The following is a 22,992-nucleotide window of genomic DNA, read 5'->3' on the forward strand; positions in this document are numbered from 1 at the left end:
GGCGCAATGCTGATTCTTTTTTGTAGGAGCGAGCTTGCTCGCGATGGTCTCAAGAGCGCCGCGTATAGCCAGTAAATACGCGTTATCGTTAACGACCATCGCGAGCAAGCTCGCTCCTACAGAGAATCAGCATTGCGCCATTGAGCGGGGCTTTGTCGTATTCGCGTGCCGGTCAGAACTTGCGGTCAGGCTCTGACAGTTCCTTACCGTCGTCGGGATGCTTCCAGTCCGGTACCGAACGCTTCTGCTGCTCAATCTCTTCCTCCGTGGGTTCGTCCTCGTCTTCTTCCAGGTCCGGTTGCTTGGGTTCATTGGCCATGTTCACCTCGCTTCCTGAAGGGATCGGTCATCAATTTCAAGTTTAGATCAGTTCCCCTGCCCCGCTCAAAACCACCAGCGCAACAAAAAGAAGAAGCCCATGCTCAACAGCATGCTGAGCAACGTATTGCGCGTGTAAAGCACCAGAGCGACCGCCACCAGTGAGCTGATCAGATAGGGATTGTCCCAGTGCAGGTTCAGCTGTTTTTCCGGCATGAACACAATCGGCCCACAGATCGCGGTCAACATGCCCGGCACGGCAAACCCGAGGAATTGCCGGGCATTGCTGCTCAAGCGCACCGGCAGTCGCGGTTCCAGAAAAACGTAGCGGTTGAGGAACACCAACACGCCCATTCCGACAATCACTGCCCAGACCATCATGTGCGTCCACCGTAGAATTTATTGCAGACAAACCCGGCGGCCATGCCCGCCAGCCCTGACAGCACCAGCGCCGAGCCCCATTGCCAGTAACTGAACAACACCGAGCAGAACAGCGACACCGCCACGCACACCACCGTCGGCACGTTGCGTACCACCGGGGTGATCAGGGCAATGAAGGTGGCCGCGATGGAGAAGTCCAGGCCCAGGTGTTCCAGGCCCGAAATGCTGCTGCCAAGGACGATGCCTGCCAGGGTGAACAGGTTCCAGGCGATGTAGAACGTCAGGCCCACGCCCAGGGCGTACCAGCGGTTGAACTGCTGTTTGTCGTGCTGGCTGGTCAAGGCGAACAGCTCATCGGTGAGCAAGAACCCCAGCCCTGCACGCCAGCGCCCCGGCAATGGCGAAATCACCGAGCGCATGCTCATCCCGTAGAGCAGATGCTGGGAGGTCAGCAGCAGCGTGGTGAGCAAGATCGAAAAAATCCCGGCACCCCCCTTGAGCATGCCGATGGCCACCAGTTGCGCGGCACCGGCAAACACAATGCCCGACAAGCCCTGACCTTGCAGGGGCGTGAGGTTGGCCTCGATGGCCATGGAACCGGCCAGCAAGCCCCAGGGCGCGGTGGCCAGGGACAACGGCATGATCGCCGCAGCGCCGCGCAAAAAAGCACTGCGCGGCATGATTGAGTTGGACATAACGCTCTACAGACAGGGAAAGACCCCGGACTGTGCCAGCTGTCGCGGCCGAAGGCTTGAACAATCTTGCTCACTCATAGACAACGTGCCATTCATCGGCTGCCCGCTTGATTCACCAAAGTGGTAACAACATGATGGCGCTGCACTTTCATCGAGGCAGGCCCTTCATGAGTTCAGTCGAAACCGACAGCGATGTTTATAAAACCCTGCTTGAGTCGACCCGGGCGATTCCCTGGCGCATCGACTGGAAAACCATGACCTTCAGCTACATCGGGCCGCAGATCGAGCAATTGCTCGGCTGGAAACAGGACAGCTGGCTTTCGGTCAATGACTGGATCGAGCGCATGCACCCGGATGATCGCGACTACGTGATGGACTTCTGCGTCTCGCAATCGCGCGCCGGTATCGATCACGAAGCCGACTATCGCGCACTCACCGAAAGCGGCGGGTACGTGTGGATCCGCGATGTGGTGCACGTGGTGCGCACGAACGGCGAAGTCGAGGCGCTGGTGGGTTTCATGTTCGACATCAGCGAACGCAAGAAAACCGAAGAACACCTGATCCGCCTGCAAAAGCAGCTCGAAGAATATTCCTTCCAGGACGGCCTGACCGGCATCGCCAACCGGCGCATGTTCGACACCGTGCTGGAGCGCGAGTGGAACCACGCCCAGCGCACCGGTTTGCCATTGTCGGTGATCGTGCTGGATATCGATTACTTCAAGCAGTACAACGACCATTACGGCCACATCAAGGGCGATGAATGCCTGCGCCGCGTCGCGCAAACCCTGTCGCTGGCGGCCAATCGGCCACGGGATTTCATCGCGCGGATCGGTGGTGAAGAATTCGTCTGGCTACTCCCGGAAACCGATGCCGAATCCGCCCGGCTGGTGGCACATAAATGCCTGCACCTGATTCGCCAGCAGCAGATTCCCCATGAGTTCTCCGGGGTGTCGAACCTGCTGAGCGTCAGCCTCGGTGTTGGCACCACCGGCGTTTCGGTGCATGCGACGGCACTGGAGTTCGTCGAACAGGTCGATCTGTTGCTCTACAAGGCCAAGCACAATGGCCGGATGCGCGCCGAGTTCACTGATTTTCGTGATTGACAAACGGCGCTCCAGCTTTTAAAACTGGGCGCCTCACTCAGGGTGTAAACAAGTATGTCCGCAACCTTCAACCTCAACACTTCCGTCATTGGCTTGATTGCCAAGGCGCAAGGTTGCGTTGCGCACGCCCTCAAATCGAAGAAACAGTCGCTCATGTGACCGGGGCGCGCTGTCCCGTCAGATGAGCTGACAGGACATTGAGCGCGACGGACCACCCTCCCCTTGCTTACTCTCCTTCCATGCCCCTGACGGTGACGAAATCGGTCAACCATCAGGAGAAAGTGCATGTCAGCGTTTCAAGGTATCTGGGTTCCACTGGTCACACCCTTCCACAACGGCGCCATCGATTTCGTCGGCTTGCGCCGGCTGGTCAGCCATCTGCTGGAAAAAGGCGTCGACGGTCTCATCGTTTGCGGCACCACCGGCGAACCGGCGGCGATGGGCAAACATGAGCAACTGGCGGTGCTCGATACGGTGCTGGAGCTGGTGCCGGCGCAACGGGTGGTCATGGGCCTGGCCGGGAATAATCTGACCGAGTTGTTGCAGTTCCAGAGCGAGATCCTCAAGCGCCCGGTGGCTGGCCTGCTGGTGCCAGCGCCGTATTACATCCGCCCGTCCCAGGCCGGCCTCGAAGCGTTTTTCCGCACGGTCGCCGATGCCTCCAGCGTTCCGCTGATTCTCTACGACATCCCTTACCGGACCGGCGTGGCCTTCGAACAGGCGACCCTGCTCAACATCGTCGCCCACGAACGCATCGTCGCCATCAAGGATTGCGGCGGTAATTTTTCGAACACCCTCGCCTTGCTCAACAGCGGCCATGTCGACGTGCTGTGCGGCGAAGACAACCAGATCTTCAACGCCCTGTGCCTGGGCGCCAAAGGTGCGATTGCCGCGTCGGCGCATGTCCATCCCGAACTGTTCGTGCAATTGCACCGGCAGATCCGCGACAACCAATTGGCCGAGGGCCGCGCCACGTTTTTCCGGTTGCTGCCGCTGATCAACAGCCTGTTCCTGGAGCCCAATCCAGCGCCGGTGAAAACCGCGCTGGCCCTGCAAGGCTTGATCGGCGACGAGCTGCGCGCACCGATGCAACGCAGCAGTGACTCGATGACCGAGCGTTTGAAAGGCGTACTCAGCGCATTGGGCCGCGACAATCGATAGAGCGCCGGCCTGCGGCCCGAGTACCATGGAGCGATTCGTTCAGCCTTCAGAGGCACCGACATGCTGTACCGAATCGCCGCCGACGGGCTGATGCTGTTGCACTTGCTGTTCATAGTGTTTGTGTTATTCGGCGGGTTGCTGGTACTCAAATGGCGCCACCTGATCTGGTGGCATCCGCCAGCCGCGTTGTGGGGTATGGCGGTGGAGTTCTTCCACCTGCCCTGCCCGCTGACCGACTGGGAAAACCGCATGCATCATGGGGCCGGGCAAACCGGCTATGGCGGTGGATTCATCGAGCATTACATTTGGCCCGTGATTTACCCGGCCGGGCTGACACCCGGCATTCAGGTGGGATTGGGCGCCGTGGTGTTGGTGATCAACGTACTGGTTTATCTTCGAGTGATCCGGCAATGGGCCGCCTGAATCTTCAACAGCCAGACGGTCGCGCCCTGGGCGGGTGGCTGGTTCAGGGAACGGACCGGTTTGCCTGACGCCGGACCCTCAGTTGGCAATCACGCTCATGTTCCGCCCACTGGCCTTGGCCACGTACAGCGCCTTGTCTGCCGCACCGATCAGGTCTTCGGGGCGGACCTGGGAATCGGCATTGCTGGCACACACGCCGACGCTGACGGTCACGGCACCTTGCGGGCTGTCACTGTGGGCAATGTCGGCCTGTAGCACCGCGCGGCGGATTTTCTCCGCCACCAGAAATGCCCCCACGTAGTCGGAGCCAGGCAACACCACGGCGAACTCTTCGCCACCATAACGGGCGGCCAGGTCACCGGGGCGCTTGATGTTGTCCGTGATGATCGCGCTGACCTTGCGCAAACACTCATCACCGGCCAGGTGGCCGTAGCGGTCGTTGAACGGTTTGAAATGATCGACATCGATCATCAGCAGCGCCAACCCGGCCTGGCTGCGTCGGGCGCGCCCCATCTCGGCATCGATGAAAGCGTCGAGCTGGCGCCGGTTGGCCAGCCCCGTCAGTGCGTCCTTGAGGGCCAGGCCCTCGAGGTTGCGATTGACCTCCAGGAGCTTGTCCTGGGTGTCCAGCAACTCGACCTGCACCAGATTCTGTTGCTTCATCAGTTTGATAAGCCGCAACCCCAGTACCCCGAGAAAACTCAGCAACAGCGTGACGATGCAGACGCTGAGCAGCGTTTCCTTGCGCCAGCTGGCAAGCACTTCATCCTTGTTCAGCGCGGTAAAAACGATCAGCGGATAACCCTCGACCCGGCGGTACCCTATCACCCGCTCGACACCATCGACAATCGACCTGATCGTGGCCGTACCAGCGTCGCCCTTGGGCAACAACTGAGTGAACAATGGGCTCTTGGCGAGGCTGGAGCCGATATCCGTCTCCTTGAAGGGTCTGCGGATGACAATGCTGGCATTGTCGGTGATCAGGTTGATCACGCCGTTACTGCCCATGTCGATGCTGTCGTAGAGTTGCAGGAAATGGCTGAGGTAAATCGTCGCCAGCGCCACCCCGGCAAAGCTGCCATCGGGATGATTGACCCGGCGCGAAACCGTCATGATCCATTCACCGCTCGAACGGCTCTTGATCGACGGCCCGATGTGCGGTCCACGGCTGGGATTATCGCGATGGAAGATGAAGTATTCGCGGTCGGAATTGTTGACGCCGGTCTGGCCGGCGCCATTGGAGTTGGCGATCCACTGCCCTTTTTCATCGTAAACGAACAGGCCGTGGAGCTGGCTCAACTCACGGCGCTGGACGTTGAGCAGTTGTGGCAGCCGGGATTGATCCACACCTTCGTGCTCCAGCCGATCGACCAGGGTGAACAGCAGCGTGTCGGCCTGCTTGATCGTTGCCTGCGCTTGCGAGGCCAGGGTCTGCGCAAGGTTGGACATCGCCACTTCCTTGTCATGCAGCAGGTACTGGCGCGAACTCCAGACCTCCCAGATCACGATCGCCATCATCGACAGGCACACCGCCGCCAGCAGGATCACCGCCGAACGGAGTTTGAGTCGGGGCACGGCTGGCCGGAGCATTTCAATAGGATCGTTGATCGACGGATGTCGCATGGTGCTCCCTGATTGTCTGTGACAGGGCGAGTCTTCCTGATCGCCGCTTTTGCTCACTATGCCTGCTACAGGCTCGCAATGATGTTAGCGCGTCCCCTGCTTTACCGCCTCCAGCCACGCCGGATCAAGCCACTTCTGCCCGGTATCGATGCCCAGCGCTTGCATCCGCGCCTTATGTTGGTCCATTTCACGGATCAACTGGTCATGGTCGCTTGAATTACCATCGAGCTGATGCATCTGGTTCAACCCCAGATGGTAGAAACGCAACAGCTTCATGGCAACCGGATCACCCTGTTCCACGGCCGCCGTTACATGATGCATGACATTGGTGATGCTCATCAGGCTGCGCTTGAGCTGCCAACAGTAGACCGCCGGCGCCATCCACGCCTGGCGCCAGAACACTTTGCGTATCAGCACCGCCATCGCCAGCACGGCCACAAACAGGCCACCGACGTTGAAGCGCAGATTGTCGCCCCCCGGTGTGCCGAACAGAGCCACCGCCGCTGTGGACAGCACCATCGCCAGCGCCAGGAAGATCAGGGCAAGGATGACCGTGCTGCGCCGCGTCTGTTGCCGGTAGGTGTCGGCGTTCATCGACTGGATTTCGAACATTGCGTCGGGTTTCCTGAACTTCAATGGTAAAAAGGGGGCTGAGGCAAAAAGACTGCGAGCCATTATCGCCTCTGCGAGGGATTTAGCTATGCTGGGGCTCCTTTTCATCTTTTCATCGTCAAGCGGGGGGACATGGCGAGACCATGCAGTTCGTGCCATCTTCTTTCATGAATACACATCATTCGGATGCCATTCGTGGTTGCTGTGTGAATGACATCGTTTTAAGGATCATTGAATGACCCAACGCCAAGTTATCGACGCCTCCGTCAGCCCCAAAGGCAGCCTGGAAACGCTCTCGCAACGGGAAGTCCAGCAATTGAGCGAAGCCGGTTCCGGCAGCACCTACACCCTCTTCCGCCAGTGCGCCCTGGCCATCCTCAACACTGGCGCCCATGTCGACAACGCCAAGACCATTCTTGAAGCCTATAAAGATTTTGAGATCCGCATTCACCAGCAGGACCGCGGCGTACGCCTGGAACTGCTGAACGCTCCGGCCGACGCCTTCGTTGACGGCGAAATGATCGCCAGCACCCGGGAAATGCTGTTCAGCGCCCTGCGTGACATCGTCTACACCGAAAACGAACTCGACAGCCAACGCATCGACTTGAGCAACTCCCAGGGCATCAGTGACTACGTCTTCCACCTGCTGCGCAACGCCCGCACCCTGCGTCCCGGCGTCGAGCCGAAGATCGTGGTGTGCTGGGGCGGGCACTCGATCAACACCGAAGAATACAAATACACCAAGAAAGTCGGCCATGAACTGGGCCTGCGCAGCCTGGACATCTGCACCGGTTGCGGCCCCGGCGTGATGAAAGGCCCGATGAAAGGCGCGACCATCGCCCACGCCAAGCAACGCATCCACGGCGGCCGCTATCTGGGCCTGACCGAACCCGGAATCATCGCCGCCGAAGCGCCGAACCCGATCGTCAACGAGCTGGTGATCCTGCCGGACATCGAAAAACGCCTGGAAGCCTTCGTCCGTGTCGGACACGGCATCATCATCTTCCCGGGCGGCGCCGGTACGGCCGAAGAGTTCCTGTACCTGCTGGGTATCCTGATGCACCCGGGCAATGAAGGCCTGCCTTTCCCGGTCATCCTCACCGGGCCGAAACACGCCGCACCGTACCTGGAACAACTGGACGCGTTCGTCGGTGCGACCCTGGGCGACGCCGCCAAGCGGCTCTACCAGATCATCATCGATGACCCGGCCGAAGTGGCGCGCCAGATGACCCAGGGCCTCAAGGCGGTCAAGCAGTTCCGCCGCGAGCGCAACGACGCGTTTCACTTCAACTGGCTGTTGAAAATCGACGAAGGCTTCCAGCGCCCGTTCGACCCGACCCACGAAAACATGGCCAACCTGAAGCTGAGCCTCGACCTGCCGTCCCACGAACTGGCGGCCAACCTGCGCCGCGCGTTCTCCGGCATCGTCGCCGGCAACGTCAAGGACAAGGGCATCCGCCTGATCGAAGAGCACGGGCCGTACCAGATCCGTGGCGACGCGGCGATCATGCAGCCGCTGGACCTGCTGCTCAAAGCCTTCGTCGCCCAGCACCGCATGAAACTGCCGGGTGGGGCGGCGTATGTGCCGTGTTATCGGGTGGTGGCGTAGCCAATCTGGTCCACACGCTGTGGTGAGGGGAGCTTGCCCTCTCACCACAATGGATCACCACATCCTGACAAACACGAATTCCTGTGGCGGTGCGGCGGTCCGACAAGCCCCCTCGCCACAAAAGCTCAGCGGTTAATCCAGTGGGGCAATATTATCCAGTGCGCGGTTGACTGCCAGGTCGGCCAGCATGATCACCTGCTGGATACCCAACAACATGCTGCGCTGCGGGCCGTCCAGGAATGTTGCGAAATCGCTGGCCATGACGCTTGCTGAGGCCAGCGATTCGCAGGCGTGGGCCAATAAACTTTCGGTATCGATACCGGGTGCGATGGTGAACATCGTGCTGGGATTGTGCGGTGCGTTGTTTTTGAGGATGGCGGGTTTGAGGTGCAGACCGGATGCACGTTGAGTGGTATCGGTTTCTGATTCGGGGGGATTGGGTGTGGGTTTGACCATGACGAAACTCCTTGATTGATGGAGCCGCCACGATTCGCTGCGAAACGAAGAAGGTGGCAGCCATACGCAGGTTCGCAGACCGGGAATCAAGGAACCCGGCAGACCCGAAAGCCTCCCGCGCACAGCCGCCATAACACAAAGCAGTGGGCGAACAAAAAGCGCCAACTGCAAGGAAACGGTGGCGCTGAGCGCCTTGATTAACCTGGGCTGCGAAACCCGATCGCTGAATTTGCAGCGACCCGGCAACGATAGAGTCAGGGTCCAAGGCCCACAAGCCGGCGGATTCTGGCGTAGTTGTAGGCAACGACGCAAGGCGGTGTAGCCTCACTCCTGGTCCTACAGCCCTATCTGTCATCCACCAATGTGGCGAGGGAGCTTGCTCCCGCTGGGCTGCGAAGCGGCCCCGAAATCAGACAATGCGGTTTGTCAGACAGACCTCATTGAATGGATGTGCGACTGCTGCGCAGCCGAGCGGGAGCAAGCTCCCTCGCCACATTGGTGGTGTGAGCCAGAGGACTATTCGTCGGCTGTCAGGCCGTCATCGCGAGCAGGCTCGCTCCTACAATTGGACCAGGTACATCTGGCGGAAATGTGTTGGCTGTCAGGCCGCCTTCGCGAGCACGCTCGCGAAGGCGGTTCAAGGCTGCAATGCCTGAGGCGAGGTGGACGGGTCTTTCGGCGGCCCGGCGGTATCTTCGAGGGAGACTTTCTCGGCCACGAACTGCCAGTCCTTGTAGCTGGCCATGCCGTTGAAGTCTGACCACTCGCTGGGAAAATTCACCTGCTTGAGCGGCTTCTCTGTGGACGGGCAGTACACACCGCTGATCCGTCCGTCGATACCGCGTATCAGCTCCCATTCGCCACCTGTCATCGGCTCCGGGTACAACCGCCGGATATGGTGCCTGGCCTCCGGAAAACGCTCGTCCTGCAACAGGTCCGCCAGTTCTTTCGGGTACTGGGCCACACCGGGCGAACTGCGGTAATAGCTGCGTAGCGCCTGGGCATATTGCGTACCGACCCAGAGCAACTGGTTTTCGCGATCGCGGCGCGCAGCGGTAGCCCACAACTCGCCGGCACTGGCCAGGCCCAGGCCCATCACGACGATCAGAAACAGCACACCCAGGTAGGTAAAGCCATCCTGACCCGATGGCCTACCACTCGGAATAAAGGCTGCCATCTCGCGCCCTCCCGCTGGCCCCACTCTTGATATCGGCAACCCCGCCCGCCACGCCATCCGGTGGCGCGACGATGACCCAGGTGTCCTTGCGCTCGGAAATCGGGTCCAGCGGCTGGCTTCGCAGGTAGCGCAGTTCGACCAGCTGTTCGATGGAATCGGGATAATGCCCGGTGTCTCCATAGTAGTGATCCAGCGCCTCGCGCATGGTCGACAGACTCTGGTGCAAGGTGGTCTCTTTGGAGGTCTCCAGGCTGTTGAAGTAGCGTGGCAAGGCGATCGTCATCAGGGTCGCGATGATTGCCAAGACCACCATCAGTTCAATGAGGGTAAAACCCTTTGGCCGACGCATAGGCTCACCACTCTCGGTAGGCGATACCGTTGAGACCCTTGCCCCGGACCTTGGAGTAAACGTCAAAGACGTCCTGGCCCTCCCGCGGGTTCTCAGCGGAACTGTCATAGGAACGCAGGCCCCAGCCGCCCTCGTCGTCACGCTTGACGGGTGCCAGCGGGTCATGGGGGATACGCCGCAGGAAGTAGAACTTGGCACCCTTGGCGCTGCGCACGTCACGCACACCCTCGACCAGCACTTTCAGGTTCGGCGGGTAGCCGTTGCTGTCGAGCGACTTCTCAATGTAGCCGGCGTCGAAGGCGCGTTTGTAGGCATCGATGCCATCGCGGATCTGGTACAGCGCAGTCCGCAGTTCCTGCTCTTTGCCCCGGCGCACCACCGTCTCGGTCAGCGGTGCGGCCATGCCGGCCAGCAGGCTGACCAGGGCGAGCGTCACCACGACTTCGATCAGGCTGAAACCGCGATGTGAGGCGTTCATGATCAAGGCTTCCCAACAGTAACGGTGGTGGCGATCGGTGGGCTCATCGGGCCGGTCTGAACCGTCGTGCTCATCGAACGGTCCGGTGCCTGGATGTGCATGCTGGTTTCGGTACCGGTCGGGAATTCCATGTCCGATGGGCTCTGGTACGGCAGGTTGCGCACGATCCGCGGGGTGATCGACAGCACCAGTTCGGACTTGCTGACATCGTCCTTGTTGCTGCCGAACAGGCGACCCAGGCCGGGAATGTCGCCCAGGCCTGGGATCTTGTTGCCGGTGGCGCCGTGGTCGTTGCGCACCAGCCCGGCGAGGATCTGGGTTTCGCCGTCATGCAGACGCAAGGTGGTCTGGGCGTTGCGGGTATCGACCTGGACCGGAACGGTGCCCTGAGCGGTCGGCGTCAGCGGCGTGGCGTTACTGACTTCCAGCGCGATCTTGATCGCCACTTCGTTGTTCAGGTGCACGATGGGTTGCACTTCGAGCTTGAGACCGACGTCGAGGTAAGTCACGCTTTCGGTGATCACCGGACCCTGGGTCGAAGGCACCGAGGTGGCGCTGATGATTGGCACGCGCTGACCGATATGGATACGCGCCTGCTCGCGGTTACTCACCCGGATCACCGGGCTGGCGAGGGTGTTGACGTCTTTGTCCTGGGCGTTGATCTGGGCCTGCGGCGACGGCGAGATGGTAATCCGGCCGGAGTTGATGCCTTTGAGTTGATCGAGAATGGTCACTGGCGAGCCGTCGGTGTTGACCACACCGAAGGTGTTGGGCCATTGCAGGCCAAGGTCGAGAATGCGTTGGCGGGCGACTTCCATCACTTCCACTTCCAGCACCACTTCCGGATTGGACTGATCCTGGGATTGCAGGAGCTTTTCCGCCATGCGCACCGCGTCACCGGTATCGCGCATGGTCAGGGTGTTGAGGCGCTCGTCAACGAACACGTCGCGGGTCTTGAGCATGGTCTTGATCATGTTCAACGCCGTGTTGGCATCGATGCTGGTCAGGTAGAAGGTGCGCATCACCAACTCCTGATAATCCTTGATCTTCTGTGGCGAGTCCGGGTAGATCAGCAAGGTGTTTTCATTCACCACTTTCTGATGCAGCTGGTTCTGTTGCAGCAACAGCTCCACGGCGTCTTCGATACGGACCTCACGCACGAAGATCGTGGCTTTCATGTCCGGGCGCAGGTCCTTGTCGAAGATGAAGTTCAGGCCGGCGACCTGGGACAGCACTTCGAAAATGGTTTTGAGGTTGGCGTCGCGAAATTCCAGGGTCACCGGCCGGTCCAGACGCGTGCGCAGCTGCGGGTACTGCACCACGTTGCGGCTCTGCACCAGGCGGATGCTGTCTTGCAGTTCCAGGGCTCCGTCGTTCTTCGGGTCCAGTTCGAGAATCTGTTTGACCTGGCGGTCGGCACCGTAGATGTCACCGCGACGCAGGTCTCCACGGGCCAGTTCGAGTTTCTCGTCCATGCTGCGCAGGTAGTCGAGTTGGCGCAGGGAGTCCTGGGCACGGCGGTTGTTCGGTTCAATGTTCAAGACCCGACTGTAAGTCATGCGGGCCCCGGCGAAATTACGCTGGGCGCGGTCCATGTCGGCCTGGGCCAGCAACGCCTTCACGGCGAGGGCCCGTCCGCTGTTGAGAGCCATGTGCAAATCGGTATCGCGAGGGTTTTCACGCAATCCCTGTTCGATGCGAGCCAGACCGGCTTCGTATTGGCCGGATTCCATCAGGGTGGAAGCTTCGTCCTTGGCAATCTCTGCCGAACTGCACGCGGCCAGCCCTGCACAGAGACACAGGCTCATCAGCAAACGGGATTTGTTCATTCCGTACTCCCCACAGGCAAGGTCTGCGATACATGCAGAGGCAGGTAAACCAAGCTCAGTTCCACATCGGAGATCCGCTCGATCCGCCAGGTTTTGTCGATCACATCCCCTTTGCGCACGACGTAGATTTTTTCGCCGTTCTGCAAAAAAACCTGCAGATCGGAACGGTCATCCAGCCTGCCGACAAACTGGAAGGGCAACGGCGGTGCAGTGGGGCTTTGCACCACCGGAGCCACGACGGCCGGTTGTTCAGTGACGGTGCCGGGGGCCGGCTCCGCTTTCCAGCTGCGGGCGGCGAACAAATCGCCTGCCGGACTCAGGTCCTTGATCGGCACTTGTGCCGCGGCGCTCGATGCAGCCGCCGATGCGCCTGGGGCCTTGTCCTTGGCTGGCGTGGCCACGCTGGCCACCACAGGGTCACTGTCGTCAGCCTGTTTGAAGTATTCGGGGAACCAGGCCAGCGCTGCCGCTACAGCGAAGAACGCCACCCAACCCACCACTCGCTTGGTATTCATCATGACCTCGACAGGTAAAGGGTCATGCGGATCCGCCCGGTCAGTTCGGTATCGGCGATTTTCTTGCGCTGAAACTCCACATCCTCCAGTACCACCGCCGGCAGCTGGCCGAGCAAGGCATGCAGGAAACGCCGCAGTTGCGGATAGCTGCCACGTACCGGCAGCAGAATCTGATAACGGGCCAGGTGTGTCTTGGGGTCCACGCCCAGGGAATATTCACCCCGGGACAAGGTGATGCGTTCCTGGGCAGCCAGGGCATAGATCTTGTCGATGGCCACGGTGGCCTGAGGCTGGGACGGCAACTTGCTGCGAAAATCGTCGAGCTGACGCTGCGGCACCACCGGTGCCGCCACGGTGCCGTCTTCGACCTTGGCCAGATACTCGGTAGCCTCGCGAGTCTGCTGGCTGAGGCTTTGCAGCGACTCCCAGTCCGGCAGCAACCCGACCAGGCCATAGCTCAGCGCCAACACCAGCATGGCCAGCCCTGCCAGCCCCGGAACGCCCAGGCCTTGCAGGTATTCGTGGACGATCAATTTATGGATTTGCATCGCCGATCTCCCAGGTAGCCGACAGGTTGAACTGCACCGGGTGTTCCGGCACGTTGGCGACAATTTCGTGGCTCAGCAGCGACACGTCTGACAACTCGTCGCTGGCTTCGAGACGGCGGTGGAAATCGAGCATGGCGTCCAGGTCCAGCGCCTCGGCGCTTATCCGTACCTGGCCTTTGCGGGCGTCCGGGGTCAGGGTCAGCAGGGCAATGTTGTCCCGCGGCATGGCTTCTAGGGTGGCGAACAAACGTTCCCAGGGACGGCGCAACTGCTGGGAGACCTTGCGCATTTCGGCCAGGTTCTGCGCCTGCTCGCGGATTTGCGCCGGAGTCAGGCTGAGCTTGCTGCCGGTATCGCCGGTGAGCACCCGCTGTGTGGTTTGCAGGTGGCCTTGCTGTTGTTCGGCCTCGTTGCTCAGATGCTGTTGCACCAAGGCGCAAGTCAGGGTCAGCACCACGCCACCGGCCAGCAGGCTCCAGCCCAAGGGACCTGAACGACGCCGCGGCTGGAAGTCGAGCATCAGGGGGCGCATGTCAGGCCACCGCCCGAGACATGACGTACAGGCAATCGCGTACGGCTGTCCGGTCTTCTTCGAGGTTGCGCAGATGCACACCGGGCACGTCGGGAGGAGATTCGATGCGCGCCGGTGCATGCAGGTAGACATTCAACGGTCGTTCGCTCGAGCAAGCCTGCAACTGGTTTTCACGGCCGATCAGCGCAGTCAGCGCGGCATCGCTGTCGCTGCTGCCCACCGAACGCACCGAGGTCCAGCGCCCTTCCCGGGCCAGCAGCAACACGCTGCGTACCGGTTCGGCGACCACGAACAGGAAGTCACCGGCCTCAAAGCTTTTATCGAAATGGTTGAACGCCGCCATCAGGTACGGCTGCACCGAACGCAGGCGCAATCCGCGCGCGCTGACCAGGGTGCGCAGGCGTTCGAGCAAGTCCTGGGGCAGCGCGGTGGCGATGCGGTCGTAACCGGCGGGCTCAGGCGAGAGCACCAGGCTCCAGGGTTGCGTCGGGGCACCGTAGAGGTCTTCGAAACACAGTTGGGCGAAGCCGAGCAATTCGGCCGGGCTGCTGATCTGCTCACTCCAGGGCACCAGGCAATAGCGGCTGAAGTGCCCGGAGATCACCACGGTCAGTTCCGCCCTGGCAAAGGTGTGATCGGCCAGCAAATGGTCGAGGGTGTCGAGCGCCACCGTCCAGGCCTGGAAACCTTCGTCGATGTAGCCGACGCTGCCCAGCCAACGGATTGCACTGCCTTGCCGTTGCCCCAGGCCAACACCGCTGGCGCCGAGCACGGCGACGAATCGCTCACGAGACAAAAGTGACACGATTGATCTCCTCGAGCGTGGTCCGGCCTTGTTCCACCATCTCCAGCGCCGACTCGCGCAACAGGCGCAAGCCACGTTTACAGGCATGGGCCTTGATTTTCGAAATGGGTTGGCGCTCGACGATCATTTGCCGCAGTTCGTCGTCCAGGTGCAGCAGCTCGGCAATCGCGCTACGCCCGCGATAACCGGTGCCCCGGCAATGCCCGCAGCCCTTGCCGTGGACGAACCGGTAATGAGCGACCTTTTGTCGATCAAGCCCCGAGACCTCCAGCTCTTCTTCTGTCGGGCTGTAAGGGCTGCTGCAACTGGTGCAGACCAGGCGGATCAACCGCTGGGCCAGCACGGCATTGAGTGCCGAGACCAGGCTGTAGGGATCGATTTCCATCTGGGTGAAACGACCGATCACGTCGAACACGTTGTTGGCGTGGATGGTGGTGAACACCAGGTGACCGGTGAGCGCCGATTGCACAGCGATCTGTGCGGTGTCCGGGTCACGGATTTCACCGACCATGATCTTGTCCGGGTCATGGCGCAGGATCGAGCGCAGACCCCGGGCGAACGTCAGGCCTTTCTTCTCGTTGACAGGGATTTGCAGCACGCCCGGCAGTTGATACTCCACCGGGTCTTCGATGGTGATGATCTTGTCCACGCCGTGGTTGATCTCGGTGATCATCGCGTACAGGGTGGTGGTCTTGCCGCTACCGGTAGGCCCGGTCACCAGCACCATGCCATAGGGTTCGGCGGCCAGCCGGCGCAGCTGGCGCAGGGTTTCTTCTTCAAAACCCAGGGCCTGCAATTGCACGCCACAGACCTTGTCGGCGAGGTCTTGTTTGTCGAGCACCCGCAGCACTGCGTCTTCGCCGAAAATGCTCGGCATGATCGACACCCGGAAGTCGATCTGCCGGCCACTGATGCCGATCTTGAAGCGGCCATCCTGAGGCACGCGTTTTTCACCGATGTCCAGTTCGGCCATGATCTTGACCCGGGAAATCACCTGCTCGGCGAACTCGTTGCCCTGGATCTTGCTGATGTTGTTGAGCACGCCGTCGATCCGGTACTTGATGACCAGACCGCTGCCGGTGGTGCCGAGGTGGATGTCGCTGGCGTGCATTTTCAGCGCGTCGTACAGGGTCGAGTTGACCAGTTTGACCACCACGCTGGAATCTTCGCTGATGCTGGTCAGGGACAGGCTTTGCAGGTTATCGATTTCTGCGCCGACGTCGCTCTGGGCGTTGAGCGACTCCACCGCATGGAAGCTTTCTTCGTGACGCGCCAGGTAGGCCTTCAGGTCATCGGCATGCACCAGGTACAGCGGCGCACCTTGCAGGCATTCATCGATCCAGGCCAGACGCGCACTGTCGAAGGGGTCGGCGAACACACCGATGACCGCATCGTTATGACGCAGCAGGATGAATTCGCGCTTGAGGCATTGGGCCAGGGTCACCCGGTCGAACACCGGCGTGGATTTGAACAGGCTGTCGGTGTCGAGCACCGGATAATGCAAGGTGATGCCCAGGCACTGGATGAAGGGCATGGGAGCCAGTTCACTCAACGCGGCGAGGGCATCGAGCATGCGCTCGCCGGAACTGGTCGCCAGGGCCCGGGCCTGGGCCAGTTGTTCACTGGTGAAGCGAGTCGGTACGCATCCCGGTTGCGCCGGTTCTACTGCAAGGGATAGACGGTCCATGGCTGCTCTCCAACGCCCGGGGCTTTGAGCCCTGTCGGCGCGGCGAGCCATTTCGGCGGGGGCCGGAACGTCCTGTCGCGCCACTACTCCCCGGTGAGCAATTGTTCGTCGTCTGGTGCCATGGAGGCCGATGCACTTTTTCGGCGATCTGCAAGCACCCAACTACCGTCGTACAACTGCAGCGGGAAACTTTCGGTCTTGCTCTGGCGTCGTTCGACGAATCCTTTGCAAGTGCTCACACCCGATTTGGGGTCGCGCCGCCTGCCCAGAAGATCAAGCACTGCACGGGCCAATTCCACCAATGGAAAGGGTTTGAACAGGATATGGCTGACTCCCATTAGCCGGGCCCGCTCGCAGACTTCTGCGGTGGGATGCCCTGTGATCAGCACAAAATGACATATCCTGTTCTGGCGAACGGAATCGAGCACCTGAAAACCTTCCATGTCAGGCAAGCGGTAATCGAACACCATCACATCGGGTGCGAAATCGTCGGCTTCAGCGATTCCTTGCGCACCGTCGTGGGCAATCCGGACTTCCAGTGCCTGCGCCTGCAGGTAACCCTGGAGGTTTTCCGCCAGCAACTGTTCGTCATCAACAACCAGTACTTTGTTTAACAAGGTGGACTCCTTGAAACCTCAGGTCCGGGTTTGAACCTGGCTGAGTGCACGCCTTGACAGGGCTTATGCACACTTCACGCCAGGCTGGACACCGGTTATTTCAGGTCTTCATGCCCTTGAATTCAAAGACAATGCCTTCTTGTACAGCCATTCCATCCCCCAAAAATGGGGAAAGCGACCGGATTGGCATTGTCGTTTTTTCCCCAATGTTGGGGAAATCCCCTATTCATCGTCAATTCGCTCGATTCGATTGCGCGAGCGCAATGGCGCCAATGAATTCGTCCCGGTTAAGCGTAGTCGCGCGGCTTCGACAGTGGAAGTGTCTGCACCGGGCAGCCACAGCGGCAGCAGGACCAGCAAACTGTTGTACTTCATGATCGGCCTCCAGTCAGGGCGTTGCAGCAACGGGTTTATAGGGGGCGACCAGATAGAAACGCTGGCCCGGCAGATCCACCGTGACGATATGGGCACCGCTCAAGCCCTGGCGTCGGCCAGGACCAAAGCTGATCAGTGGCGTCAGCCCGGTATCGAAGTCATGCAGGCCCTCCAGGGCACTGACCAGTTTCTCGCGGCTGGCATCCCGCCCGGCCTGCTTCATGCCTTCGCTGAGCAGCATCATCGAGCTGAACGCGCCCACTTGCAGCACTGTGTGCTGGCCGCCGAGGCCCTGGTGTTCGCGTAACCGGGTCAGGGCCTGGCGCCCGGCCAGGGTCCAGTCGCTGGGCACGAACGGATAGGCCAGGAACACCCGCCGGGAAAATCCCTCAGGCACCTGCATCAGATTGCCCGCCACCTGGTTCGAGGCGGCGAACAGGTAAGGCACCTGCCCCGCCGTTTGCAAGCGCTCGGCCAGACGACTGAAGTCGCTGCCGCTGCCCAGGTAAAATACCGAGCGCGAGCCCAAGGGCAAATCATCCCTGGTCGGGTCGTAGGCTTGCAGCCGCACCTGTTGCCAGGCGTGCCCCTGCAAGTACTGGCTGAGCTCCTGCGCCGCCAGCCGTTGGCCGGAGTCGTCCGGATAGGCGATCAGCGTCGGCCCCTGCAGCACCCGCAGGCTGGCACCGGCGTACTCGGCCAGGGCGATCAATTGCTCGCGAAGCCCCGGCAGCGGTTCGAATATCTGCCGGCTGGTGTGGGGCGTGCCCTGCAAGGACAGCGGCCCGATCAGGGGGATGCCGGCCCGCTCCAGACGCACGGCAAGGTCCACGTCCAATGCCGGTGCCAGCGGTGCGATCAGGGCAAATACCTGTTCTTCGTCGATCAGCCGGTCCAGCGCCTTTTCAGCACTGGCGCGGTCGGTACCGGGGTCGAGGATGGTCAGGCGCAACTGCCGGCCATGAATTCCGCCCGCCTCGTTGATACGCGCGACGCAGCCCTTAAGCACCGCCGCCACCGTGGCGCCCTCCTCGCTCAATGGCCCGGTGGCCGGCAACAACGTGCCCAGGTACAGACTGTCGGGGGTCAGGCCCGGATCGCGGTCTTCGGCCAGGCGCTTGGCCGGCAGCACCCTGTTCGATGCGCCGACCCGGGCCATGTTCGGCTCACCGCTGGCGGACACGCCTTCGCGGTACAACCGCTTGCCGGCACTTTCGCTGAGACTCAGCGGCAGCGCCTGGGCACCGAGCGCGATGCTGCCCAAAAGCAGCAGGCCAAGGACGAGGGCAGTATTCATGGCCGTGGCTCAGCGACCGGCCACGGGCATTGTCAGCCACTGCAAGCGTTGGGCAATGGCGGCTGCCGGAGCATCGAGACGGATTTTACTCCAGCGCTTGTTCGCCACGTCACCGACGATCGACTGGGTGGAGTGTTGCTCAGGGGTCGGCACGATCTGGCCGATGCGACCCAAGACAAGGTCCATTTGCGCCTCGTCGCCGGTAAGAAAAAACCAGTGGGGCTCATCGACGCCCTGTTTCAAGGTGTAAGCCTTGAGTTCCGCCGGGGTGTCCCGCAGCGGATCACTGGTAAGGGAAATAAAGGTGATGCCTCTCATGGCTGATGCTCCATGGCGATGGCGGTGTGCTTGGCGTGGGCGTTGCGTTCACCACTGAGTTTCTCGACGGCCCGGGCCAGCTCCGTCGGGTCGGTGTAACCGTAGTAGCGGGTCCAGAAACGGTTGTTGCCATCCCCTACCAGAATCAGCGGCGAGTGGTTCTCGATGTCACCGCTATAAACGCCCAGGCCCATGAGGGTGACAGTGACCGACTGCGGCGAACCGGTCAGCCAGCTCCAGCCCGGCCCCTGCTGGAAGGTGCGGGCGTAGTCGTTCAGGCGTTGGGGATCATCACGCTGCGGGTCGATGCTGATCGACACCAGTTGCACCTCGGTGCCAACCCGCGCGCCCAACTGTTTCTGCACCTTGCCCATGATCGAGGACACCACCGGGCAGACCGTAGTGCAGCTGGTGTAGATGAAGCCCATGACCACGATCTTGTTGCTCACCAGGTCTTTTTCCAGGCTGACGACATTGCCGTTCTGGTCCAGCAGGGTCACGTCGGCAAACTTGATCCGGGCGGTCTCCGGGCTGGCCTTTTTGGCCGCCATGTCCTGCCCGGTGTGCTCGTCCGCCGAGTGAGCCAGCGCCTGGCCGATACCGAAGGCCAACAGGCCGAACGTCAGCAGGCCGCGATGCGCGAATCGGTTCATGTCAGCTTCCTCTCAGTGGGTATCGCCGGGAATGCCCCGAACACCCGGCGCGACGCCAGACAAGGGTTGACCGGAGGCTTTGTCCGTCACTCGAAATTGCACGTCGGCAATGCCGCCCTCACGCAGTACGCCGTCCTTGGCCAGTGGCTTTACATCGAGGGCCACCGAAATCCCGTCACGTTCCAGCGTCCGGTCGCTCCAGGTATCGGGCAAGGTGATTTCGTTGAGCGCAGTCGGGGGCGCGGTCCGCCATACCCCGAACCCGATCAAGGCCATCCCGAGAATCACCGCGCTGCCAGCGAATGTGGTGGTCCTGTCCATAACAACAATCCTCTTTATCGATCTGTTCCTGCCTTGCCCAACCCTTGTGGGAGGTCTGCGGGTTCTGCAGATTGATGGTCAGGCAATCGCCGGCAGCCGCCCGCAGCAAATTGATCAAGGATGAAGCGTGGGATATGCCGATCCTGGACTCGGGCCTCACTGCGGGTTATCGGGGAACTCTTCTCGATAAATTGTCCGGAGCAATCCGCGTGCCACAAAAAATCACATTACTAATCAGTTGGTTACGATCACGATTTGATAAGTCGGGGGGGATATTCCCCACCCAATCCCCCATTTTCTCGCCAGGGCCACCATTCCCCACTATTGGGGAAAACCATCCACGGGGTTTCGATCACAGCGGCGCATCCGCGGACAACCCCTGTAAACGCCGATAGTGGTTCAGCACATTGGGCACATAACGCAGGGTTTCGGCGAACGGCGGGATCCTGTTGCCCCGGCTGAGCACCGCTTGCGGACCGGCGTTGTAGGCGGCCACGGCGAGGCGGATATCGTTGTCGAACATCGTCATCAGGCGCTTGAGATAGCGGGCGCCACCCTGAATGTTCGCCTTGGGGTCGTAGGCGTTGGTCACACCCATTTCGCGGGCGATTCTGGGCATCAACTGCATCAGTCCGCGAGCGCCCTTGGGTGAGGTAGCGCGAGCGTTGTAGCCGGACTCGGTCTTGATCACTGCGTGCAGCAGCGCCGCCGGTAGTTCGTTGGCCGTTGCCGCCGCCGACACCAGCTCGGCGTAGGGTTGCGCGGCGATCATCTGCGGCTGCTGATCGAGACTGACGAGCGCCGCATCGGGTTCATGGATCACCCGTTCATAGTGGCGTCCGGGGCGGTGGACATTGGACAGGACATAGTTGCCCTTGGCGTCCAGGGAAACGAACACATCAGCCTGTGCGGCACCAGCGAGCGCGAGTAATCCGAGCAATCCTGCGGTGATGGCTTTCATTGTTTTGCCTCCCCTGCCTGGCCCCGAAAAATGGGGGTATTGCCCCAATGGCCGGTAGTAAAATAGCTATACGCAAGCACCGTGCCGTAAGTGAAAGGCCCGTAGCACAGGGGGTGCAGAAGGATGTCCAGTCATGAGCATGGCAATTGCATGCGCCTGTATAGAGACTCTGCTGTCGACTGTGGGAGGTCATCATGAATCAGCATCTGGGCTATGCCCGGCGCCCCCAAAGCGGGTTCACCCTGCTCGAACTGTTGGTGGTACTGGTAGTGCTGGGACTGTTGGCCGGCATCGTGGCGCCGAAGTACTTCGCCCAACTGGGCCGTTCCGAAGTGAAAGTGGCCAAGGCGCAAATAGAAGGCTTGAGCAAAGCCCTGGACCTTTACCGCCTGGAGGTCGGCCACTACCCGTCGACCGAACAGGGTTTGCAGGCGCTGGTCACTGCCCCTGCCGATGAACCGCGCTGGACCGGCCCGTACCTGCAGAAAAAACTCCCGCAAGACCCCTGGGGCCACAGCTACAGCTATCGCTATCCCGGTGAAAACAGCGAGTACGACCTGTTGTCCCTGGGCAAGGACGGACAGCCCGGCGGCGAAGGCGAGAACGCCGAAGTCACCAACTGGAACTGACGGGAAAGGCGACCATGCGCTTTCATCTCAAAGCCGTTGGCAAGGCCGGTGTCGTCTCAATGACCATCGAGGCGCCGGGGCACAGCGAAGCCAGGCGCATCGCCGAAGACCAGGGCCTGCGAGTCGTCAGCCTGCACGCCGAGCGACATTGGCGGGCCCTGCGCCTGCACAAGCGCGAGACCTTCAACCTGGTATTGTTCAGCCAGGAACTGACCACGTTGCTCAACGCCGGCCTGCCGTTGATCGATGCGCTGGAAAGCCTGGCGGAAAAGGAAAACGCGCCACAAGCCCGCAAGACCCTGAGCGAGCTGGTGCGCTTGCTGTACGAGGGCAAATCGTTTTCCCAGGCCTTGGGGCAGCTATCGGCGGTTTTCCCGCCTTTGTACGTGGCGCTGGTGCAGTCCAGTGAGAAGACCGGCGCCGTGGGCGATGCCCTGGGCCGGTATGTCAGCTATCGCCAGCGCATGGACGAGGTTCGCCAGAAGATCGTCAGCGCATCGATCTACCCCATGCTGTTGCTGGTGGTGGGAGGTGGCGTGGTGTTGTTTTTGATGGGCTACGTCGTACCGCGCTTCAGCCTGGTATTCGAAGGGCTGGGGTCGAACCTGCCGTGGATGTCGCAGATCCTGATGAGCAGCGGCATGTTCCTGCACACCCACCAGGGCGAATTCTTCGGTGGCTTGCTGGCCATCATCGTCGCCCTCGCCCTGCTCCAGCGCCAACCGGCCTTTCGTCGGGGGCTGGACCGCCTGATCGAAAAACTCCCCGCGGTGCACCAGCGCATCTTCATGTATGAACTGGCGCGCTTCTACCGTTCGCTAGGCATACTGCTGCAAGGCGGCATTCCCCTGGTCACCGCCATGGGCATGGTCCGTGGTTTGCTCAGCGTCGCCTCCCGCGCGCGCCTGGACCAGGCCTGCGACCGGGTGCGCGAGGGGCACTCGCTTTCTACCGCGCTGGAACTCAATCACCTGGTGACTCCGGTATCCCTGCGCCTGCTGCGCGCCGGCGAACAGTCCGGCAACCTCGGGCAGATGATGGAGCGCAGTGCCGACTTCTACGACGAAGAAATCGGCCGCTGGATCGAATGGTTCGTACGGCTGTTCGAACCCCTGCTCATGACCTTCATCGGCCTGTTGATCGGGGTGATCGTGATCCTGATGTACATCCCGATTTTTGAACTGGCCTCGAGTATTCACTGACCGGATGGAACAGGGCCGTGCTGCCCGTTGCATCTTTTCAACCTCCCATTGAATAAACCAGTCCGTCGAAGTGTTTAACAAGTTCCCATGGGAAAAAAAGCAGCACTTGCAATGTTCATCCACGTTCCAATCTGAATTAGAAGACGGAGAACGACATGCTCATCAATAAGCTTTTACTGGCAGTAGCTATTGGCGCGGTTCTGTCGGCGTCTACTGTATTGATTCCGGACAACCTGTCCGGGGTATCCAGTGCTCAGGCCAAGGATGGGGGTAGTGGCGGTGGCGGTGGCGGAAGTGGTGGTGGTGGTGGTGGAGGTA

At 60.8% G+C, this 22,992-nt stretch carries 26 protein-coding genes and 2 pseudogenes; 6 read left to right on the forward strand and 22 right to left on the reverse strand.

All coding sequences use genetic code 11. The features are described from left to right. Positions 1-172 precede the first annotated feature (172 nt). The 3 genes from KGA83_RS20370 to KGA83_RS20380 form a co-directional block, all read right to left on the reverse strand. Entirely contained in the window at positions 173-319 is a 147-nt protein-coding gene (locus KGA83_RS20370) for a hypothetical protein (RefSeq protein ID WP_008051909.1), read from the reverse strand. A 65-nt stretch (positions 320-384) separates the two neighbouring features. Continuing rightward, complete coding sequence (locus KGA83_RS20375) at positions 385-696, reverse strand: AzlD domain-containing protein (RefSeq protein ID WP_177413237.1); 312 nt, start codon at positions 694-696, stop codon at positions 385-387. After that, entirely contained in the window at positions 696-1,394 is a 699-nt protein-coding gene (locus tag KGA83_RS20380; protein WP_223530675.1) for an AzlC family ABC transporter permease, read from the reverse strand. Before KGA83_RS20380 ends, KGA83_RS20375 begins: the two co-directional genes overlap by 1 nt. A 167-nt stretch (positions 1,395-1,561) precedes the next feature. Between KGA83_RS20380 and KGA83_RS20385 the strand changes: the two genes are divergently transcribed. From KGA83_RS20385 to KGA83_RS20395, 3 genes are all read left to right on the forward strand, one after another. Next, positions 1,562-2,497 (forward strand): sensor domain-containing diguanylate cyclase, encoded by a 936-nt coding sequence (locus tag KGA83_RS20385; RefSeq protein WP_223530677.1) that lies wholly within the window; start codon positions 1,562-1,564, stop codon positions 2,495-2,497. A 285-nt stretch (positions 2,498-2,782) separates the two neighbouring features. Continuing rightward, the gene (gene dapA / locus KGA83_RS20390; protein WP_223530679.1) at positions 2,783-3,658 is read left to right on the forward strand and encodes a 4-hydroxy-tetrahydrodipicolinate synthase; all 876 of its coding nucleotides are present in this window, start codon (positions 2,783-2,785) and stop codon (positions 3,656-3,658) included. A gap of 60 nt (positions 3,659-3,718) precedes the next feature. Then, positions 3,719-4,081 (forward strand): DUF2784 domain-containing protein, encoded by a 363-nt coding sequence (locus KGA83_RS20395; RefSeq protein WP_223530681.1) that lies wholly within the window; start codon positions 3,719-3,721, stop codon positions 4,079-4,081. A 78-nt stretch (positions 4,082-4,159) separates the two neighbouring features. Here KGA83_RS20395 and KGA83_RS20400 read toward each other — a convergent pair whose 3' ends face one another. Further along, a complete protein-coding gene (locus KGA83_RS20400) occupies positions 4,160-5,704 on the reverse strand; it encodes a sensor domain-containing diguanylate cyclase (RefSeq protein WP_223530683.1) in 1,545 nt (514 codons plus the stop codon). A gap of 84 nt (positions 5,705-5,788) precedes the next feature. Then, positions 5,789-6,316, reverse strand: coding sequence for a DUF3087 family protein (locus KGA83_RS20405; protein ID WP_223530684.1), 528 nt, complete (start codon positions 6,314-6,316; stop codon positions 5,789-5,791). Between the two features lie 235 nt (positions 6,317-6,551). On the opposite strand from KGA83_RS20405, the gene ppnN reads away from it, so the two are divergent. After that, positions 6,552-7,925, forward strand: a complete 1,374-nt coding sequence (gene ppnN / locus KGA83_RS20410; protein ID WP_108218012.1) for a nucleotide 5'-monophosphate nucleosidase PpnN — start codon at positions 6,552-6,554, stop codon at positions 7,923-7,925. Positions 7,926-8,057: 132 nt separating this feature from the next. Here ppnN and KGA83_RS20415 read toward each other — a convergent pair whose 3' ends face one another. The 17 genes and pseudogenes from KGA83_RS20415 to KGA83_RS20495 all read right to left on the reverse strand — a co-directional run bounded on the left by KGA83_RS20415 (position 8,058) and on the right by KGA83_RS20495 (position 20,843). Then, entirely contained in the window at positions 8,058-8,381 is a 324-nt protein-coding gene (locus KGA83_RS20415) for a DUF6124 family protein (RefSeq protein ID WP_223530686.1), read from the reverse strand. 637 nt (positions 8,382-9,018) lie between these two features. Beyond that, complete coding sequence (locus KGA83_RS20420; protein WP_108218010.1) at positions 9,019-9,558, reverse strand: type II secretion system protein; 540 nt, start codon at positions 9,556-9,558, stop codon at positions 9,019-9,021. Continuing rightward, positions 9,533-9,907, reverse strand: a complete 375-nt coding sequence (locus KGA83_RS20425) for a type II secretion system protein (protein ID WP_108218009.1) — start codon at positions 9,905-9,907, stop codon at positions 9,533-9,535. Before KGA83_RS20425 ends, KGA83_RS20420 begins: the two co-directional genes overlap by 26 nt. A 4-nt stretch (positions 9,908-9,911) precedes the next feature. Beyond that, positions 9,912-10,385 carry a type II secretion system protein gene (locus KGA83_RS20430; RefSeq protein ID WP_108218008.1) on the reverse strand — a complete coding sequence of 158 codons (474 nt, stop codon included), beginning with the start codon at positions 10,383-10,385 and terminating at the stop codon, positions 9,912-9,914. Between the two features lie 2 nt (positions 10,386-10,387). Then, complete coding sequence (locus KGA83_RS20435) at positions 10,388-12,214, reverse strand: secretin N-terminal domain-containing protein (RefSeq protein WP_108218007.1); 1,827 nt, start codon at positions 12,212-12,214, stop codon at positions 10,388-10,390. Continuing rightward, positions 12,211-12,729, reverse strand: a complete 519-nt coding sequence (locus KGA83_RS20440; RefSeq protein ID WP_223530687.1) for a hypothetical protein — start codon at positions 12,727-12,729, stop codon at positions 12,211-12,213. The genes KGA83_RS20435 and KGA83_RS20440 overlap by 4 nt, the downstream gene beginning before the upstream one ends. Further along, positions 12,729-13,277, reverse strand: a complete 549-nt coding sequence (locus KGA83_RS20445) for a pilus assembly protein PilO (RefSeq protein ID WP_108218005.1) — start codon at positions 13,275-13,277, stop codon at positions 12,729-12,731. The genes KGA83_RS20440 and KGA83_RS20445 overlap by 1 nt, the downstream gene beginning before the upstream one ends. Further along, a complete protein-coding gene (locus KGA83_RS20450; RefSeq protein ID WP_108218004.1) occupies positions 13,264-13,809 on the reverse strand; it encodes a PilN domain-containing protein in 546 nt (181 codons plus the stop codon). The genes KGA83_RS20445 and KGA83_RS20450 overlap by 14 nt, the downstream gene beginning before the upstream one ends. A gap of 1 nt (position 13,810) precedes the next feature. Further along, positions 13,811-14,614: a hypothetical protein gene (locus KGA83_RS20455; RefSeq protein ID WP_223530689.1), complete on the reverse strand. Its 804-nt coding sequence runs from the start codon at positions 14,612-14,614 to the stop codon at positions 13,811-13,813. Further along, positions 14,595-16,301, reverse strand: coding sequence for a GspE/PulE family protein (locus KGA83_RS20460; protein WP_223530691.1), 1,707 nt, complete (start codon positions 16,299-16,301; stop codon positions 14,595-14,597). The genes KGA83_RS20455 and KGA83_RS20460 overlap by 20 nt, the downstream gene beginning before the upstream one ends. Positions 16,302-16,384: 83 nt before the next feature. Next, positions 16,385-16,918, reverse strand: a complete 534-nt coding sequence (locus tag KGA83_RS20465; protein WP_108218001.1) for a response regulator — start codon at positions 16,916-16,918, stop codon at positions 16,385-16,387. A gap of 222 nt (positions 16,919-17,140) precedes the next feature. Further along, complete coding sequence (locus tag KGA83_RS20470; RefSeq protein WP_158273956.1) at positions 17,141-17,293, reverse strand: hypothetical protein; 153 nt, start codon at positions 17,291-17,293, stop codon at positions 17,141-17,143. Positions 17,294-17,306: 13 nt separating this feature from the next. Beyond that, complete coding sequence (locus KGA83_RS20475; protein ID WP_108218000.1) at positions 17,307-18,590, reverse strand: ABC transporter substrate-binding protein; 1,284 nt, start codon at positions 18,588-18,590, stop codon at positions 17,307-17,309. Between the two features lie 9 nt (positions 18,591-18,599). Then, positions 18,600-18,902, reverse strand: a pseudogene (locus KGA83_RS20480) (SCO family protein); the annotation flags it as partial. A 2-nt stretch (positions 18,903-18,904) separates the two neighbouring features. Further along, a complete protein-coding gene (locus KGA83_RS20485; protein WP_223530693.1) occupies positions 18,905-19,561 on the reverse strand; it encodes an SCO family protein in 657 nt (218 codons plus the stop codon). Positions 19,562-19,603: 42 nt separating this feature from the next. Then, positions 19,604-19,882 (reverse strand): annotated as a pseudogene (locus tag KGA83_RS20490) (hypothetical protein); the annotation flags it as partial. Between the two features lie 352 nt (positions 19,883-20,234). Next, positions 20,235-20,843 carry a lytic transglycosylase domain-containing protein gene (locus KGA83_RS20495; RefSeq protein WP_108217997.1) on the reverse strand — a complete coding sequence of 203 codons (609 nt, stop codon included), beginning with the start codon at positions 20,841-20,843 and terminating at the stop codon, positions 20,235-20,237. A 194-nt stretch (positions 20,844-21,037) separates the two neighbouring features. On the opposite strand from KGA83_RS20495, the gene gspG reads away from it, so the two are divergent. Together gspG and KGA83_RS20505 are read left to right on the forward strand one after the other, a co-directional pair. Continuing rightward, positions 21,038-21,472, forward strand: a complete 435-nt coding sequence (gspG, locus tag KGA83_RS20500; RefSeq protein ID WP_223530694.1) for a type II secretion system major pseudopilin GspG — start codon at positions 21,038-21,040, stop codon at positions 21,470-21,472. Positions 21,473-21,486: 14 nt separating this feature from the next. Next, entirely contained in the window at positions 21,487-22,674 is a 1,188-nt protein-coding gene (locus KGA83_RS20505) for a type II secretion system F family protein (RefSeq protein ID WP_108217995.1), read from the forward strand. The last annotated feature ends 318 nt before the right edge of the window (positions 22,675-22,992 follow it).

Source organism: Pseudomonas sp. GL-R-19 (genome assembly GCF_019956375.1).
Taxonomy (GTDB): domain Bacteria; phylum Pseudomonadota; class Gammaproteobacteria; order Pseudomonadales; family Pseudomonadaceae; genus Aquipseudomonas.

Coding starts and splice junctions, on each gene's coding strand:
- KGA83_RS20370 (WP_008051909.1), bottom strand. CDS start 319: ATGGCCAATGAACCCAAGCAACCGGACCTGGAAGAAGACGAGGACGAA.
- KGA83_RS20375 (WP_177413237.1), bottom strand. CDS start 696: ATGGTCTGGGCAGTGATTGTCGGAATGGGCGTGTTGGTGTTCCTCAAC.
- KGA83_RS20380 (WP_223530675.1), bottom strand. CDS start 1,394: ATGTCCAACTCAATCATGCCGCGCAGTGCTTTTTTGCGCGGCGCTGCG.
- KGA83_RS20385 (WP_223530677.1), top strand. CDS start 1,562: ATGAGTTCAGTCGAAACCGACAGCGATGTTTATAAAACCCTGCTTGAG.
- dapA (WP_223530679.1), top strand. CDS start 2,783: ATGTCAGCGTTTCAAGGTATCTGGGTTCCACTGGTCACACCCTTCCAC.
- KGA83_RS20395 (WP_223530681.1), top strand. CDS start 3,719: ATGCTGTACCGAATCGCCGCCGACGGGCTGATGCTGTTGCACTTGCTG.
- KGA83_RS20400 (WP_223530683.1), bottom strand. CDS start 5,704: ATGCGACATCCGTCGATCAACGATCCTATTGAAATGCTCCGGCCAGCC.
- KGA83_RS20405 (WP_223530684.1), bottom strand. CDS start 6,316: ATGTTCGAAATCCAGTCGATGAACGCCGACACCTACCGGCAACAGACG.
- ppnN (WP_108218012.1), top strand. CDS start 6,552: ATGACCCAACGCCAAGTTATCGACGCCTCCGTCAGCCCCAAAGGCAGC.
- KGA83_RS20415 (WP_223530686.1), bottom strand. CDS start 8,381: ATGGTCAAACCCACACCCAATCCCCCCGAATCAGAAACCGATACCACT.
- KGA83_RS20420 (WP_108218010.1), bottom strand. CDS start 9,558: ATGGCAGCCTTTATTCCGAGTGGTAGGCCATCGGGTCAGGATGGCTTT.
- KGA83_RS20425 (WP_108218009.1), bottom strand. CDS start 9,907: ATGCGTCGGCCAAAGGGTTTTACCCTCATTGAACTGATGGTGGTCTTG.
- KGA83_RS20430 (WP_108218008.1), bottom strand. CDS start 10,385: ATGAACGCCTCACATCGCGGTTTCAGCCTGATCGAAGTCGTGGTGACG.
- KGA83_RS20435 (WP_108218007.1), bottom strand. CDS start 12,214: ATGAACAAATCCCGTTTGCTGATGAGCCTGTGTCTCTGTGCAGGGCTG.
- KGA83_RS20440 (WP_223530687.1), bottom strand. CDS start 12,729: ATGAATACCAAGCGAGTGGTGGGTTGGGTGGCGTTCTTCGCTGTAGCG.
- KGA83_RS20445 (WP_108218005.1), bottom strand. CDS start 13,277: ATGCAAATCCATAAATTGATCGTCCACGAATACCTGCAAGGCCTGGGC.
- KGA83_RS20450 (WP_108218004.1), bottom strand. CDS start 13,809: ATGCGCCCCCTGATGCTCGACTTCCAGCCGCGGCGTCGTTCAGGTCCC.
- KGA83_RS20460 (WP_223530691.1), bottom strand. CDS start 16,301: ATGGACCGTCTATCCCTTGCAGTAGAACCGGCGCAACCGGGATGCGTA.
- KGA83_RS20470 (WP_158273956.1), bottom strand. CDS start 17,293: ATGAAGTACAACAGTTTGCTGGTCCTGCTGCCGCTGTGGCTGCCCGGT.
- KGA83_RS20475 (WP_108218000.1), bottom strand. CDS start 18,590: ATGAATACTGCCCTCGTCCTTGGCCTGCTGCTTTTGGGCAGCATCGCG.
- KGA83_RS20485 (WP_223530693.1), bottom strand. CDS start 19,561: ATGAACCGATTCGCGCATCGCGGCCTGCTGACGTTCGGCCTGTTGGCC.
- KGA83_RS20495 (WP_108217997.1), bottom strand. CDS start 20,843: ATGAAAGCCATCACCGCAGGATTGCTCGGATTACTCGCGCTCGCTGGT.
- gspG (WP_223530694.1), top strand. CDS start 21,038: ATGAATCAGCATCTGGGCTATGCCCGGCGCCCCCAAAGCGGGTTCACC.
- KGA83_RS20505 (WP_108217995.1), top strand. CDS start 21,487: ATGCGCTTTCATCTCAAAGCCGTTGGCAAGGCCGGTGTCGTCTCAATG.